The following is a 15,226-nucleotide window of genomic DNA, read 5'->3' on the forward strand; positions in this document are numbered from 1 at the left end:
GGGGCGGCGCTCAGGCCGGAACGGACGTGGCGTCGGCTGATTCGGAGGCTTCGGCGCGGGGGCGGACGGTACGCTGTTCGATGTCCTTGACCCGGTTGCTGGCCTGGACCAGGCGCTGGACGAAAACCCCGGGGGTGATGATGTGGTTGGGGTCCAGTTGACCGGGCTCCACGATCACCTCGGCCTCCGCGACGGTCACGGCGCCGGCCGCGGCGACCACGGGGTTGAAGTTCTGTGCGGTGTAGCGGTAGATCAGGTTGCCGTCGGTATCGGCGGTGTGGGCGTGCACCAGGGCGACGTCGGCCTTGATGGCACGTTCCTGGACGAACGTCTCGCCGTCGAACTCCGCGAGCGGTTTGCCTTCAGCGACGAGGGTCCCGACGCCGGTCTTGGTGTAGAAGGCCGGGATGCCGGCGCCGCCGGCGCGGAGGCGCTCGGCCAGGGTGCCTTGCGGGGTGAACTCCACCTCCAGCTTGCCGGCGAGGTACTGCTCGGCGAAGAGCTTGTTCTCGCCCACGTAGGAGGCGATGACCTTGCGGACCTGGCCGGCTTCAATCAGCACGCCGAGGCCCTTGCCGTCCACGCCCATGTTGTTGGACACCACGGTGAGGTCTTTGACGCCCGAATCGCGCACCGCCTCGATCAGGTCTGCCGGGATGCCGCTGAGGCCAAAGCCTCCGACGGCGAGCGTCATGCCGTCCCGCAGTACGTCCTGCAGCGCGGCGGCCGCTCCGGATTTCAGCTTTGACATCGCATCTCCTCATTGAGCTCTTGATGCAATCCACTTTGTGGACTGTTCCTCTGCTGTTGGAGCCTACGGGGCCGAAATGTGGGCTGTCAATGGGATGTTTTGGTTTCAATGGTGCCGTTTTTACAGTGTGGACGGTAGGCTGAGGACTATCCACAATGTGGATGGTTTGGGTCGATTAAAGTCGAGGTTCAAGGAAATATGACGTCACCACCGGTCCAGGGCGCGCAGGTTGTCAGCCGTGTCGCGTCGCTGCTGCGTATTGTCGGACGGAAGCCGGAGGGCTCCCCGCTCGTGGAACTCGTCAGGGAATCCGGGCTCACCCGCCCCACCGTGCACCGGCTGCTCTCCTCGTTGGCCTCCGAGGGACTGCTGGACCAGGATCCGGTCAGCGGCAACTGGGTGCTGGGTCCGGAGATCCTGCTGATGGGTTCGGTGGCCTCGGCGCGGTTTCCGCTGGAGGACATCGCCCGGCCCAGCCTCCGCCGGCTAGCCGAGGCGACCGGAGAAAGTGCCTTCTTCTCCATCCGGCGCGGCGCCGAAACGGTGTGCCTGCTCCGGGAGGAGGGCAGCTTTCCGGTGCGGTCGTTCGTGCTGCACGAGGGCGTCCGCTTCCCGCTCGGGGTCGCTTCCGCCGGGACCGCCATCATGGCGTTCCTGCCCGAGGCGGAGCAGGAGGAACTGCTGGCGGACTGGCCCGCGCACGCAGGCAGTTTCGCCGCAGCCCACACCGAGCCGCTGGTCCGCGCCAACCTTGCTGCGACGCGGCAGGCCGGCTACTCGGTGAATCCGGGGCTCGTGCTGGAAGGCAGCTGGGGGATGGGGGCGGCCGTCTTCGACCAGCGCGGGCGCCCGGCCTGGGCGCTGTCACTGACGGGCATCGAGCCGCGCTTCAAAGGCGAACGGCAAGAGATGCTCGGGCGCCTCCTGATGGATGAGGCCCACCGGATCTCCACGTTGCTGCAGGGCGCCACGTAGGCGCCTGGCTGGTGCCGAGACCGGCGGCGCCGGCTCCCGACGGCCTAAATCCCGGGGCCGGTTACTTCCACCAGGTGTCGAAGATGGTGACCGGGACGGTGCGTTTGTGCCGGGTGCGGAGGTATTTCTGTTCGATCAGCTCGGCTGCGGCCACGGGGATGTCGCGGCCCTCGAGGTAGTCATCGATCGTGTCGTAGCTGAGGCCCAGTTCGTCCTCGTCGGTGCGGCCGGGCTGGCCGTCGAGGAGGTCGGCCGTGGGGACCTTCTCCCAGATCCGGGCCGGGGCGCCCAGCTCAGCGAGCAGGGCACGGTTCTGGCGCTTATTCAGTCCGAACAGCGGCAGGATGTCCGCGCCGCCGTCACCGTACTTGGTGAAGAAGCCGGTGACTGATTCCGCGCCGTGGTCCGTGCCGATGACCAGGTAATTGTGCTCGCCGGCGAGGGCGTACTGCGCGATCATGCGGGTGCGGGCCTTGGTGTTGCCCTTGTGGAAGTCGGAGATCCCGTTGCCCACCGTCTTCTCGAATTCGTCCTCGAAGCCATCCACGGCCGCCGAGATGTTGAACGTCCACTCGGTCTTGGCCTGGATGAAGTCCAGGGCGGCCTGGGCGTCGTGCTCGTCGTGCTGCACGCCATAGGGAAGGCGGACGGCGACGAAGTTGGCCTCCACACCTTCGGCCGTGAGCTCTTCGACGGCAAGCTGGGCCAGCCGGCCGGCGAGGGAGGAGTCCAGCCCGCCGGAGATGCCGAGGACGAATCCCTTGGTGTGGGTCGCCGTGAGATAGTCCTTGAGGAACGTGACGCGTTTGCGCACCTCCCCGGCGGGGTCAATCCGGGGCTGCACGCCCATTTCGTCGATGATCTTCGCCTGGAGTTCACGCATGACTCAAAGCCTAGTCAGCAGTGTCAACCGCGCTCAACTATGTCCGTCGGGCCGGCGCTGCGGATTTCGGGTGGCGCTACGCTTTCGGACCGGCGCTACGCGGATCTCCGCCGCGCGGGTCCGAAACCGCGGCGCACGCCCGAAACCGCCGCGAAAACCCCTCCCGCGGCACCCCGGGCAGGCGTAGCGTATGGCCATGGAGAAGACCGGGTGTGTGGTGGTCGGCGGCGGTCCGGCCGGGATGATGCTGGGTCTGCTGCTGGCGCGGGCCGGGGTGCAGGTCACGGTACTGGAGAAGCACAACGATTTCTTCCGGGACTTCCGCGGCGACACCGTCCATGCGTCCACCATCCGGCTGATCGATGAGCTGGGCCTGGGCGAGGAGTTCCGCCGGCTCCCGCAAAGCCGGCTGAGCAACGTCGCCTTCCCGGTGCCCGGAGGTCCGCCCGTGACCATGGGCAACTTCGATTCGCTGCCGCCGCCCTACAACTACGTGGCCATGATGCCGCAATGGGACTTCCTGAATTTCCTGGCCGACGCCGCCGCCCAGGAACCGTCCTTCAGCCTGCGGATGGGCCACAAGGCCACCTCGCTGGTCCGAAACGGCGGCCGGGTCACGGGCGTCCGCTACCGGACCGCGGACGGGGCCGCGGGCGATCTCGGGGCGGACGTGGTGGTTGCGACGGACGGGCGCCATTCCGCGCTGCGCGCCGCGGCAGGGCTGGCCCCGAAGGAGTATCCGGTGCCGTTCGACACCTGGTGGTTCCGTCTGCCGCGGCTCGCCTCCGAGCGCGGCGAGATCGCGGGAATCGTGCCTGCCTTCGGCCGCGGCGAGGCACTGCTGGCGCTCAACCGCACCGACTATTTCCAAATGGGATACCTCGCGCCGAAGGGCACCGACGCCCGGATCCGCGCCGAGGGCGTTGAGGGCTTCCGGCGCCGGATCGTGGGGCTCCGCCCCGATCTCGCCGACCGCGTGGACGCGATCGCCTCGCTGGAGGATCTGCACTGGCTGGACGTGCGCCTTGACCGGCTGCGCCACTGGCACATCAACGGTCTGCTCTGCATTGGAGACGCCGCCCATGCGATGTCACCGGCCGGCGGGGTCGGGATCAACCTGGCTATCCAGGACGCCGTGGCCGCCGCGGACTGCCTGGCCCCGGCGCTGCTCCGGGGCCGGGTCTCCCGCGGGGACCTGGCGAAAGTTGAACGACGGCGGCGGACACCCACCGTCGTCGTGCAGACTGTGCAGCGGGTGATGCACCGTCTGCTGTTTGAGCCGATCATGACCGGAACGCGGGCAGGGGCGCCGGCCGTCCTGCTGTTCGTGGCGAGGCACCTCCCGGCCGTCGGCAAGGTGGTTCCGCGGTTCGTGGCTTTCGGGCCGCGGCCGGAACACGCCCCCGCGTTCGCCCGGCGCGCCCCGCAGCGCCGGTAACTGGGAAGAGGGGCCGATCATGGGACAACTGGTTGTCCAGGAATTCGTGACCGCCGATGGGTTCGCGGCCAACACCAACAACGAATTCAACGCCTACCAGATGCTCGAAGGGGGCACCACAGAATTCGACCGCAGCCAGCTGGCCTGGCTCGACACCGTGGACGCCATGGTGCTCGGCGCCTCCACCTACCGCATGTTCGTGGAATTCTGGCCTACGCCGGCCTCCGACGGGGAAATCATTGCCCCGGCACTGAACGGTCTGCGCCGCATCGTCTTTTCCCGCAGCCTCAAGAACGCGCCGTGGGGTGACCTGCCTGCGGCAACCATCGAATCCGGAGACGCGGTCGAGGCGATCCGCCGGATCAAGCTCGAGGTCGAGGGCACCATTGTGCTGTGGGGCAGCCTGACCTTGAGCGAGGCGTTCTTCGCGGCCGGCGAAGTCGACGCCGTGCGGCTCGTTGTGATGCCAGTCGCGATCGGCGCAGGCCGTAGCGTGGTCCCGGCCCGCCAGGACCCGACCCTGCTGAGCCTGCGGAGCGCGACGACCTACGACGCCGGATTGGTCGAGCTCCACTACGCGGTCGGTGCGGGGCGTTCCGGCGGGTAGAACACCAGCCTAGCCGTGGGCCTCGAGGTAGCCGATCAGTCCCTTCACCGTGGCCACCGCCGGGTAGTCCCGCTCCGGGATGTCCACGCCGGTGGCCGTGTCGATCGTTTCGACCAGCCGGAGGAAATCCAGCGAATCGAGTTCGAGGTCCTGCCGGAGCCGGGCGTCCTCGTCCACCTCGGCCAGGTCCACGTCCGGCGCCACCTTGCCGATAGCCGCCTGCACCGCCGCCCGGGCGTCCTGTTCGTTCATGGTTCGTCCCGTTTCACAGTTCCTCCGGTGTCTGCAGCAGCTCGTCGATCCGTGCCAGGTAGCGGCCCCCGCGGAGTCCGTCGCTGACCCGGTGGTCGGCGGAAAGGGTGGCGGTGACAGCGGGCCGGACGCCGAGCATCCCGTTCTGCGCCCACGGTTGTTCCAGGACCCGGCCGAAGCCGACCATCGCGACCTGCGGGGGATAGATAACACCGAAGACACTCTCCACCCCGAGGTCCCCCAGGTTCGTCACGGTGATGGTGGGATCCGCCATTTCGGCGCGTTGCAGCCGTCCGGCCCGGGCGCGGCTGACGAGGTCCCGCAGCTGCTCCATCAGCACGTCGACCGGCAGGGTGTCCGCGTCGTGGATGGCCGGGGCCACCAGGCCGCCCTGGCGCAGGGCGACGGCAACACCGAGGTGCACGGACGCGCTGGGCCGGAAACCGCCGTCGTCGTCGTAGAACCCGTTCATCTCCGGGACGTCCTTGGCCGCGAGCGCGGCGGCCTTGAGCAGCAGCGCGGAGGGGACCAGCCGGGCCGCGACCGGCCGCTGGGCATTGACGGACTGCATCCAGTCGACGGCGGCGCGCAGGTCCAGGGTGGTGCTCAGGTAGTAGTGCGGGATGGTCTTCTTCGAGCGCGACATCAGGGCCCCGACGGCGCGGCGCAGGCTGGCCACGCGCTCGCGGGCCTCCAAAGGTTTCCCGGAAACCGGTGTCCCCGCGGCCGGCGCCCCGGCCACCGGCACGGCCACGCCAGGCGGTGCGGCCGCCGGGTGGCTGGCCGCGGCGTGCTGAACGTCCGCCACGGTCACGGCCCCCTCCGGTCCGGTGCCGCTGACGGCGGAAAGCTCGACGCCGAGTTCGGCGGCGAGACGCCTGGCCCGCGGCGAGGAACGGACCCGTGCCCCGGACGGACTGGCCGCCACGGCGTGCTCCACATCGGCCCGGGTGATGGCGCCGCCCTTGCCGGTGCCGTGGATCCTGGCTGTGTCCACGCCCAGCCGGTGTGCCAGATGCCGCACCGGAGGAGCGATCGGTGGCGCGATCGGTGGAGCTTCCGCGGCCTTCGCGGCCGCGCCCCGGACCGGAGGTGCGGGCGCCTCCTGGCGGGGAGCCCCCACCTCGGCCGGGGTCTGTGTGATCCTGGCCAGCGGGGTGCCCACCGGTACGGTTTCGCCGAGGCCCACGAGCAGTTCGGCGACGACCCCCTCCTGGAAGGACTCCACATCCATGACCGTCTTGTCGGTGTCCACCACCGCCACAAGGTCCCCGCGGCGCACATAGTCCCCGGGCTTGACCAGCCATTCGACGATCTTGCCGTGCTCCATGTCAGCCCCGAGGGACGGCATCAGGAAGTCACCCACTGGCCGCGATCGCCTCCTTGGCTGCGGCCACAATCCGCTCGACGGATGGCAGGGCGGCCATCTCCAGGTGCTTGGAGTAAGGGATCGGCACTTCGGCGCTGCAGACCCGTCCCACCGGGGCGTCCAGCTCGTAGAACGCGTGCTCGGTGATCCGGGCGCTGATCTCGGCGGAGATGCTTCCGCTGCGCCACCCCTCATCCACGACCACCGCCCGGTGGGTCCTGCGCACCGAGGCGAGGATGGCGGCCTCGTCGAGCGGCCGCAGCGTGCGCAGGTCCAGCACCTCCGCGTCGATGCCCTCGTCCGCGAGCTGTCCTGCGGCGCCGAGCACTGCCGGAAGGGTTCCGCCGTAGGTGATCAGCGACAAGTCGTCCCCGGGGCGCCGGACCACGGCGGTGTCGATGTCCACCGGGCCGGCGGCGTCGTCGAGCTCCCCGGTCACGTTGTAGAGCGAGCCGTGCTCGAAGATCAGCACCGGGTCGGGATCCTCCAGCGCGGTCCACAGCATGCCGCGGGCGTCGGCGAGCGTGGCGGGGGCGAGGATGCGCAGCCCGGGGATGTGCGCGTACCAGCCCTCCAGGCTGTGCGAATGCTGTGCCCCGAGCTGGCGGCCGGCGCCCGTGGTCATCCGGATCACGATGGGGACGTTGAACTGCCCGCCGGACATGTGCAGCAGTGAGGCGGCGTTGTTCACGATCTGGTCCAGCGCGAGCAGGCTGAAATTGACGGTCATGATTTCCACGATCGGGCGCATTCCGCCGAGCGCCGCCCCGATTCCCGCTCCGACAAAGCCGGACTCCGAGAGCGGCGTATCGCGGATCCGCCCGGGCCCGAATTCCTCCAGCAGGCCCAAGCTCACCGCGAAGGATCCGCCGTACGCCCCGACGTCCTCACCCATCAGGAAAACCCGCTCGTCGCGGAGCATGGCATCGCGGATGCCGGCCCGGAGTGCCTCGCGGTAGCTGGATTTCATGGCTCAAGCCCTTCGCCGGTGCCGGTTGTCGGTCCGGCGCCACGTTCGCTGTACACGAAGCGGGTGAGGTCCTGCACCGGTTCGGGCGTTCCGGCTTCGGCGAATTCGACGGCGGCGGCGACCTCCGTGTCGGCGTCAGCCTCGAGCTGTTCCCAGTCCTGCGCGGAGAGCTGGCCTGCGGCCTCCATCGTGGCGCGCAGCAGGCTGATCGGGTCACGTTCGAGCCAGCGGGCGACTTCGGCTTTGTCGCGGTAGCGTTCCGGGTCGAACATCGAGTGCGCCCGGAAACGGTAGGTGCGCAGTTCCAGGAAATGCGGTCCGCCGCCGGAACGGACGGCGTCCACCGCGCGCCGGGCCGTTTTCTCGACGGCCAGGACGTCCATGCCGTCCACCGCCCACGCCGAGATCTCGTAGGCGGCCGCCTTGAGCGCGATGTCCGTCTGTGACTCCGAGCGGCCCAGCGCAGTGCCCATGGCGTAAAGGTTGTTCTCGCAGCAGAACAGCACGGGCAGCTGCCACAGCGCGGCGAGATTGAGGCTTTCGTGGAATTCCCCTTCGGCGACAGCGCCTTCGCCGAAGAAGCACACGGTCACGCGGGAGCGCCCGGCCATCTTGTCCGCGAGGGCCAGCCCGACGGCGAGCGGCAGCCCCCCGGCGACGATCGCGTTCCCGCCGAAGAAGCGGGTGGCGGCGTCGAACAAATGCATGGACCCGCCGCGGCCGCGGCAGCAGCCCTCCACGTAGCCGTACATCTCGGCGAGGATCGCCCCCGCGGGGACCCCGCGCAGGAGGGCGTGGCCGTGCTCCCGGTAGGTGGCGACGACGGCGTCCTCCGGGGCTAGGGATTCCAGCACCCCCACCGCGACGGCTTCCTCACCGATGTAGACGTGCAGGAAGCCGCGGATCTTGGCGGCGCTGTACAGCTCGACGCATTTTTCCTCAAGCCGGCGGACGCGGAGCATCTGCAGCAGCAGGTGCCGCCCGTGCGCGGGGTCCAGGCGGCTGCCGGGCGGGTCCAGGGGCCGGGTCATGGCCGTGGCTCCGGCGGGTGTCCGCCCGGCTGTTGTCCGTCCGGTTCCGGCGGACCGGCCGGGGTCTCGATTGTGGAGGTATCGCCCTCCGGGAGCCCGAGTTCGCGGGCCTTGAGCAGGCGCCGGAGGATCTTGCCGCTGCGGGTCCGGGGCAGGGCCGTGGTGAAGTCCAGCAGCCGGGGGGCCACCGCCGGGCCGAGCCGTTTGCGGGCGAAGCCGATGATGTCCAGCTGCAGTTCCTCGGAGGGCTCCCAGCCGGGCCGCAGTTCAACGAACGCTTTGACCACCTCGCCGGCGACCGGGTCGGGAACCCCGATCACCCCGGCCTCGGCCACGGCCTCATGTTCCATCAGCGAGCTCTCCACCTCGAACGGGCCGATCAGGTGCCCGGAGGACTTGATGACGTCGTCGCCGCGTCCGACGAACCAGTAGTAGCCGTCGGCGTCGCGCCTGGCGAGGTCGCCGGTGAGGTACCAGCCGCCCACGAAGCAGCGGCGGTAGCGTTCCTCCTCATGCAGGTAGCCGCGGAACATCGACGGCCAGCCCGGCCGCAGGGCCAGTTCACCGACGGCGTCCGGTGCCGTCACGAGGACCGCCTCGCCGTCGCGGACGACCGGCTTGTCCTGGGCATCCCGGGCCACGATGCCCGCCTCGACGCCGGGCAGCGGCCGGCCCATCGAACCGGGGCGGATCTCGGTGGCGGCGAAGTTGGAGATCATGATGCCGCCGGTTTCGGTCTGCCACCAGTTGTCGTGCACGGGCTGGCCGAAGGCTTCCTTGCCCCAGACGACGACCTCGGGGTTGAGCGGTTCCCCGACGCTGGCGACGAAGCGCAGCGCGGACAGGTCATGGCCCCGGGCGCGGTCCGCCCCGGCCTTCATCAGCATCCGCAGCGCCGTGGGGGCGGTGTACCAGACGGTGACGTGCTGTTCGGCGAGGATCCGGTACCAGCGGTCCACGTCCATTTCCTCTTCGTCCACGATGGTCGTCACGCCGTGGGTCAACGGCGCGATCACGCCGTACGAGGTTCCGGTGACCCAGCCGGGGTCGGCCGTGCACCAGTACACGTCCTCCGGGTGCAGGTCCAGGGCGGCGGTGCCGGTCGCGTGGTGCGCGGTGACGGCGTCGTGCACGTGGATGGCGCCCTTTGGGGTCCCAGTGGTTCCGGACGTGAAGTGCAGCAGGGCCATGTCCTCGGCCTGCGTCGCGGCAATCCCGCCGTCGGCCGGAGCTGCGCGCATCAGCGCAGCGAGGTCCAGCGTGCCTGGCTCCGGGCGGCCGTCGGCGTCGGTCAGCAGGACGTGCTGGAGTTCCGGGAGCGAGTCGCGGAGGTGGGCGATTTTCTTGCGGTAGAGAGCCCGGGTGGTGACCAGGGCACGGCCGGATCCGAGCTGCAGCCGCTGGCGGACCGGTTCCGGGCCGAAGGCGGAGAACAGCGGGCAGAAGACGCTGGCATTCTTCAGCGTGCCCAGCACCGCAATGTACAGCGCCGGTCCGCGCCCGGTGAGCGAGAAGACGCGCTCGCCGCGCCCGACGCCGAGGCTGCGCAGCACTCCGGCGAAGCGGCCGGTTTGTTCCGCGAGTTCGGCAAAGCTCAGGGAGTGGCTGCTGCCGTCGGCCCGCACGAACCGCAGCGCCTCATGACCGGCATGCCCCCCGGCGGCGTGCCGGTCCACTGCCTCATAGGCGATGTTGACGCCGCGGCCACCGGGCAGCCCGGACAGTTGATGCCGGGCTTCGTCCCAGGAGAAGGCGGCATAGGCTGCGTCATAATCCACGAGGTTCGGCCGGACCCGGAAGCTGCCGACGTCTTTGGGAATCGCGGGCCAGCGGGTCGAAGGTTCCGTTCCTGCCGTCATGGTTCCATCGCACTCCTGCCCGGCAAGGGTTCCTAGAGGACAAAGACCCGGCGCCGGAACGGGAGCCTTCGGACGGCTGCCCGACATCAACGGGCCGGAGGGGGAACCGGTACCGGCCAGCCACTAAACTGGGTCCCATGACTGCCAACAGTGCCCCTGCAGCTGACGCTGCTGCCGCCCGTGCCCGCCTGCTTGAGCTGATCAAGGAGCTGGCCGTCGTGCGCGGCAAGGTTATCCTCTCCAGCGGCGCCGAGGCCGACTACTACATCGACCTGCGCCGGATCACGCTGCACCACGAGGCCTCCAAGCTCGTCGGCCAGGTCATGCTCTCACTGCTGGACGACGCCGGCATCGACTTTGAGTGCGCCGGCGGACTCACCATGGGTGCCGACCCGGTGGGCACCGCTGTTATGCACGCCGCCGTCGACGCCGGACGCCCCGTGGACGCGTTTGTGGTCCGGAAAGCGCAGAAGTCCTACGGGATGGGCCGCCAGGTGGAAGGCCCCGCCGTCGAGGGCCGCAAGGTGCTGGTGCTGGAGGACACCTCCACGACCGGAGGCTCCGCGCTGACCGCCGTCGAGGGCGTCCGCAAGGCCGGCGGCAACGTGGTCGCCGTCGCCGTGATCGTGGACCGCGACACCGGTGCCAAGGAAAAGATCGAGGCAGAGGCCGGTGTTCCCTACCTCTTCGCTTTCGGCAAGGACGAACTCGGCCTCAGCTAGGAGTTCCTCCTTCAGCGGACGCGTGTGGACGGTGAATAGACCGTGAATTATCATCTTGGAATACCCACCACACCCCTCCGGAGACCAAGCGCCATGCTCCTGCCCGAAGAAATCCTCCAATCTGAACCCCTCAGCACCGTTGACCAGATCCAAAACCTCATTCTGGACAGCACCGATTTTGAGGACTTCCTCAACGAACTCGCTCGTTTCTCCGCCCACCAGGTAGCCGGCGCCGGCGACGATGCCCTGTGCGGCATCACCCTGTTGCGCGACCGCAAGGCCGCGACCATCGGCTGGAGCAGCGACTCCGCCCGCGAAGTGGACGAAATCCAGTACCGGCTCGCGCAGGGGCCGTGCCTGACGGCGGCGCAGGAAGAACGCGAAGTCTACGTTCCGGACCTCTTCGAAGAGGACCGCTGGGGACCGGACTATGCCAACGCCGTCGCGTCGCACGGCCTTCGTTCGGTGCTGTCCGTGCCGTTCCACCTGCAGGGCGAGGCCCAGGCGGCGTTGAACCTGTATTCCGATGCGCCGCGCAAGTTCGACGGCGACGTTGCCGCCCGGGCCCGCGGCTACACCCGTCAGATCTCACAGGCGCTCCGGCTCGCCGTCCGCTTCTCCCTTCACACTGACAGCGCCACCAACCTGCGGGCCACCCTCGAGTCCCGCACCGTGATCGACATGGCGATCGGGATTGTCATGGCGCAGAACCGCTGCAACCAGGAGGCAGCAGTCAGGATCCTCACCGACGCGTCCAGCAACGGGAACGTCAAGCTGCGTGACATCGCCACCTCCCTGGTCCAGTCCGTGGGCGGCACCGCGTCCCGGACCCACTTCGAGGAACCCGGCCAGAGAGAAGCCGGCTAAACAGGCAGCGTCACGTGCGAACCGGTAGGGCCATATGACTTGTGTGCACCCCCTGCGGCCTATACGCTGAACGAGGTTGAGCCGTCGGCCATAGACACCCTTTTTTGGAGTACCTATGGACACCTCGTTGAACGCCCAAGCCAAGCTGGACATCGCCTCTGATGTCCTCCGGATCGATGTCCGGGGGAGCCTCACGCAGCACTCCCGCCCCACTCTGATGCAGCTGATCCAGCGCGTCCGCCGGATGGGTATCACGTCCCACATTCGGGTGAATCTCGGCAATGCCGCCTTCGTGGAATCCTCGGCGCTGGCTGGCCTCCGCAACGACCTCAACGCCATCGACGGCGCCGCAGCGCTCGTCGACACCGCCGGCGCCCTCCCGAGCTCAGCCGGCGTGTCCCTCGAGCTGAACCCGTACCTGGAAACCGCCGTCGCCGCGCTGCCGTCGCTCGATCTCTCGACGGACTTCACGGCGTCCATTGACACCTCCGGGACCCGCCCGCTGAACGTCTTCTCCGACGCCGAACTGCTCGCCGCGAGCGACTCCGTGTTCGGTCTGCTGGACAACCCGGCGGACATGGCACGCTCGCAGCTGCTCGCGACCTATAACGAAATCGGCCTCGAAATCAGCCGCCGCGAAGTCGGCCTGGAAACCGTCCGGCGCGACGCGGGCCTCGAAATCAGCCGCCCCGAAGCGGGCCGGGAACCGAAACCGGTCTAGGCGGCCCCACCCGGCCAGGCTGTAACAGAGCTGTTATCCGGCGTCGTTTCTTATCCGTGTTCCTCGGTGGCTACGGTAGAGATGTGCCGCGTGAGCCTGAAGTTGAGGATGTGGGCGGGGACGGCCCGGCCGACGCCCGTGTGCTTCGGCACGCCGCTGAACTCAAGCGGTTCTCCCGGAGGGGCTTTCTGGCCGGTACGGGCGCCGCCTCCGTGCTGGCGGCGGACATGCTGTTCACGCGCCGTGTGCAGGCCGAACGCCGTGTGCATAGAGTCCTCACGGTGCCGGACGAGACTGCGGAGAGATACTTTCCCAACGCCAGCTGGTTCCTCTTTCCAGGCTATAAGACCAGCTGGGAGGAAGCCCTGTGGATCCTGAATACGCTGCGCGGAGCTCTGAACAAGCGGGGCCAGCTCGCCGCCGTCGGATACTCCAACGTGGGCATCGACATCGACGAAATCGTGATCGCCGTGGTCGAGCACGCGCGGGCGCATCAACTGACCACGTTCTACTTCTACGGCCACAGCTTCGGCGGCATGGTGGCTACCCAGGTCGCCGCCCGGCTCCGGGAACTGCACGGCATTGAGGTGGCGTTTATCCTGCTGGACTCCAGCCCGTGCAGCAAGTACGACGTGCTGGACCAGAGCTGGTTTGAGGGGGTGGTGTTCCTCTACGAGAGCGGATTCCGGTTCCCCTCGGTGCTGCGCGGCGGCTACGAACTGGGTGAGCGGATGCTGCACAAGGACGAGCGCAGCTGGGGACAGGTGGTGGACCAGACCCTGGAACAGCTCTCGCCGATTGCGCCCTCCAGCGTGCTGATCCAGTCCGAGTCCGCCTACATTTACCACTTCGACGCCACCCGCTTCGCGGGAAAGCTCGGCGGGACGCGGATGGCCTTTATCGGCAACCCGCGGGACCGGACGGTCGACTACGAGACAGCCCGTGACACGTGGTCGTTGACCTTCAAGGACAACTTCGTTGCAGACTCACTGCGGACCGACGGCGCGCGGCCGGCGCACGCCAGCCCGGGCTGGAATCCGTTCGTTTACCGGCCTCTCATTGAGGAGCTGCAGGACCAGTTCCTTCCGCTGCCCTCCGGCGGAGGCAAGAAAACCGTCGTTTAGGGCGGGGTCCTAGATCTGGTTCTTCAGGTCGGCCACGGAGTTCAGGATCTGGTTGGGCCGGAAGGGGTAGGCGGCGATGTCATCCTTGTGGGTGATACCGCTGAGCACCAGCACCGTGTGCAGCCCCGCTTCCATCCCCGCGATGATGTCGGTGTCCATCCGGTCACCGATCATGGCCGTGGTTTCTGAATGCGCGTCGATCTGGTTCATGGCTGAGCGGAACATCATCGGGTTCGGCTTGCCCACAATGTAGGGTTCCCGGCCGGTGGCCTTCGTGATGAGCGCCGCGATCGCGCCGGTGGCAGGCATGGGGCCGTCCTTCGAGGGCCCGGTCGCGTCCGGGTTGGTGGCGATGAACCTCGCCCCGCCCAAGATCAGCCGGATGGCCATGGTGATGGCTTCAAAGGAGTAGGTGCGGGTCTCGCCGAGCACCACGAAGTCGGGATCCTGGTCGGTGAGGATAAAACCGGCCTCGTGCAGCGCCGTCGTCAGGCCCGCTTCGCCGATCGTGTAGGCGCGGTTGCCGGAATCCGAGCCGCGCACCTGGTCCTTGAGGAACTGTGCGGTGGCCAGGGCGGAGGTCCAGATGTTCTCCTCCGGGATTTCCAGGCCCGAGCTCTTCAGCCTGGCGGCGAGGTCCCGGGGCGTGAAGATCGAGTTGTTGGTCAGGACGAGGAAGCGCTTGGACGTGTCCACCCAGCGCTGGATGAGTTCGGCAGCGCCCGGGATGGGCTGGTTTTCGTGCACCAGGACACCGTCCATGTCGGTCAGCCAGCACTCGATTTCCTGGCCGCTGCGGTACACGGATTTCGATGAAAGCACGTGGTCCGAGTCTTCCCTGTGGTCTGCCTGCTGCTCCGCCATGCTGTCCTCCGCCGATAATGTGCCGATGCCAGTCCCAGTCTAATGTTGAGTCGTGACTGAACCAGAGATCCCCAGCGAAACCCTTTCCGGCACTGTGGCCGAGGAGGAGGCCAGGGCGGAGGTCGGCGTCGGCCCCTGGGAAGGGGAACTGCCGGAGGGCGATCACTGGGACCCGGACCTGCTGGCGGACGGGGACCGCCGCAACGTGGTGGACAAGTACCGCTACTGGAAGCACGAGGCGATCGTCGCGGACCTGGACTCCAAGCGGCACAATTTCCATATCGCGATCGAAAACTGGCAGCACGACATGAACATCGGCACGGTCGTGCGCAGCGCCAACGCGTTCCTGGCCAAGGAGGTCCACATCATCGGTCGACGCCGGTGGAACCGCCGCGGGGCCATGGTCACCGACCGGTACCAGCACGTCCGCCATCACCCGACCGTCGCGGAGTTCGTGGAGTGGGCGCAGGGGGAGGGCCTGGCGATCATCGGCATCGACATCTTCCCGGACTCCGTCCCGCTGGAAACCTACGAACTGCCCAGGGACTGCGTGCTGGTGTTCGGCCAGGAGGGCCCGGGACTTTCCCCCGAGGTCCACGAAGCGGCCGTGGACACTTTGTCGATCGAGCAATTCGGCTCGACTCGCTCGATCAACGCCGCCTCGGCCGCCGCCATCGCGATGCATGCCTGGATCCGCCGGCACGTGTTCAACCAGCTCCCGGGGTAGGGGAGGGGGCGGCCGGTGCGCGCTGTTGACCCGGCGAACGGGGTCACCCGCGGGCGAGTATTACAG

General features: G+C 68.2%; 16 protein-coding genes. 8 read left to right on the forward strand and 8 right to left on the reverse strand.

Going from position 1 to position 15,226, the window contains the following annotated elements:
* Positions 1–10 precede the first annotated feature (10 nt).
* The gene (locus AC50YC_RS10095; RefSeq protein WP_494953404.1) at positions 11–751 is read right to left on the reverse strand and encodes a CoA transferase subunit A; all 741 of its coding nucleotides are present in this window, start codon (positions 749–751) and stop codon (positions 11–13) included.
* Between the two features lie 198 nt (positions 752–949).
* Between AC50YC_RS10095 and AC50YC_RS10100 the strand changes: the two genes are divergently transcribed.
* Positions 950–1,726: an IclR family transcriptional regulator gene (locus AC50YC_RS10100; protein WP_494953405.1), complete on the forward strand. Its 777-nt coding sequence runs from the start codon at positions 950–952 to the stop codon at positions 1,724–1,726.
* A gap of 61 nt (positions 1,727–1,787) precedes the next feature.
* Here AC50YC_RS10100 and nadE read toward each other — a convergent pair whose 3' ends face one another.
* Positions 1,788–2,609 (reverse strand): NAD(+) synthase, encoded by an 822-nt coding sequence (gene nadE / locus AC50YC_RS10105; RefSeq protein ID WP_494953406.1) that lies wholly within the window; start codon positions 2,607–2,609, stop codon positions 1,788–1,790.
* 196 nt (positions 2,610–2,805) lie between these two features.
* Here nadE and AC50YC_RS10110 point away from each other — a divergent pair, with 196 nt between their 5' ends.
* A complete protein-coding gene (locus tag AC50YC_RS10110; protein ID WP_494953407.1) occupies positions 2,806–4,047 on the forward strand; it encodes an FAD-dependent oxidoreductase in 1,242 nt (413 codons plus the stop codon).
* Positions 4,048–4,066: 19 nt separating this feature from the next.
* On the forward strand, positions 4,067–4,654 hold the full coding sequence (locus AC50YC_RS10115) for a dihydrofolate reductase family protein (protein ID WP_494953408.1): 588 nt from the start codon (positions 4,067–4,069) through the stop codon (positions 4,652–4,654).
* Positions 4,655–4,663: 9 nt separating this feature from the next.
* Here AC50YC_RS10115 and AC50YC_RS10120 read toward each other — a convergent pair whose 3' ends face one another.
* Genes AC50YC_RS10120 through acsA form a run of 5 tightly spaced genes read right to left on the reverse strand, consistent with a single transcriptional unit; the run spans position 4,664 to position 10,135 of the window.
* Positions 4,664–4,906 carry an acyl carrier protein gene (locus AC50YC_RS10120; RefSeq protein WP_494953409.1) on the reverse strand — a complete coding sequence of 81 codons (243 nt, stop codon included), beginning with the start codon at positions 4,904–4,906 and terminating at the stop codon, positions 4,664–4,666.
* Positions 4,907–4,919: 13 nt separating this feature from the next.
* Positions 4,920–6,272 carry a dihydrolipoamide acetyltransferase family protein gene (locus AC50YC_RS10125; protein ID WP_494953410.1) on the reverse strand — a complete coding sequence of 451 codons (1,353 nt, stop codon included), beginning with the start codon at positions 6,270–6,272 and terminating at the stop codon, positions 4,920–4,922.
* Entirely contained in the window at positions 6,265–7,245 is a 981-nt protein-coding gene (locus AC50YC_RS10130; RefSeq protein WP_494953411.1) for an alpha-ketoacid dehydrogenase subunit beta, read from the reverse strand. Before AC50YC_RS10130 ends, AC50YC_RS10125 begins: the two co-directional genes overlap by 8 nt.
* The gene (pdhA, locus tag AC50YC_RS10135; protein WP_494953412.1) at positions 7,242–8,276 is read right to left on the reverse strand and encodes a pyruvate dehydrogenase (acetyl-transferring) E1 component subunit alpha; all 1,035 of its coding nucleotides are present in this window, start codon (positions 8,274–8,276) and stop codon (positions 7,242–7,244) included. The genes AC50YC_RS10130 and pdhA overlap by 4 nt, the downstream gene beginning before the upstream one ends.
* Positions 8,273–10,135, reverse strand: a complete 1,863-nt coding sequence (gene acsA / locus AC50YC_RS10140) for an acetate--CoA ligase (RefSeq protein ID WP_494953413.1) — start codon at positions 10,133–10,135, stop codon at positions 8,273–8,275. The genes pdhA and acsA overlap by 4 nt, the downstream gene beginning before the upstream one ends.
* 137 nt (positions 10,136–10,272) lie before the next feature.
* Here acsA and pyrE point away from each other — a divergent pair, with 137 nt between their 5' ends.
* The 4 genes from pyrE to AC50YC_RS10160 all read left to right on the forward strand — a co-directional run bounded on the left by pyrE (position 10,273) and on the right by AC50YC_RS10160 (position 13,569).
* Entirely contained in the window at positions 10,273–10,857 is a 585-nt protein-coding gene (gene pyrE, locus AC50YC_RS10145) for an orotate phosphoribosyltransferase (protein WP_494953414.1), read from the forward strand.
* Between the two features lie 93 nt (positions 10,858–10,950).
* Complete coding sequence (locus tag AC50YC_RS10150; RefSeq protein WP_494953415.1) at positions 10,951–11,724, forward strand: GAF and ANTAR domain-containing protein; 774 nt, start codon at positions 10,951–10,953, stop codon at positions 11,722–11,724.
* A 115-nt stretch (positions 11,725–11,839) separates the two neighbouring features.
* Positions 11,840–12,445: a hypothetical protein gene (locus AC50YC_RS10155; protein WP_494953416.1), complete on the forward strand. Its 606-nt coding sequence runs from the start codon at positions 11,840–11,842 to the stop codon at positions 12,443–12,445.
* Between the two features lie 83 nt (positions 12,446–12,528).
* Positions 12,529–13,569: a thioesterase domain-containing protein gene (locus AC50YC_RS10160; RefSeq protein ID WP_494953417.1), complete on the forward strand. Its 1,041-nt coding sequence runs from the start codon at positions 12,529–12,531 to the stop codon at positions 13,567–13,569.
* 9 nt (positions 13,570–13,578) lie between these two features.
* Here the strand turns inward: AC50YC_RS10160 and AC50YC_RS10165 are convergent, their stop codons facing one another.
* On the reverse strand, positions 13,579–14,433 hold the full coding sequence (locus tag AC50YC_RS10165) for an HAD-IIA family hydrolase (RefSeq protein WP_024367380.1): 855 nt from the start codon (positions 14,431–14,433) through the stop codon (positions 13,579–13,581).
* 52 nt (positions 14,434–14,485) lie between these two features.
* On the opposite strand from AC50YC_RS10165, the gene AC50YC_RS10170 reads away from it, so the two are divergent.
* Positions 14,486–15,160 carry a TrmH family RNA methyltransferase gene (locus AC50YC_RS10170; RefSeq protein WP_494953418.1) on the forward strand — a complete coding sequence of 225 codons (675 nt, stop codon included), beginning with the start codon at positions 14,486–14,488 and terminating at the stop codon, positions 15,158–15,160.
* The last annotated feature ends 66 nt before the right edge of the window (positions 15,161–15,226 follow it).

The sequence above is a fragment of the Pseudarthrobacter sp. MDT1-56 genome, from assembly GCF_059383555.1.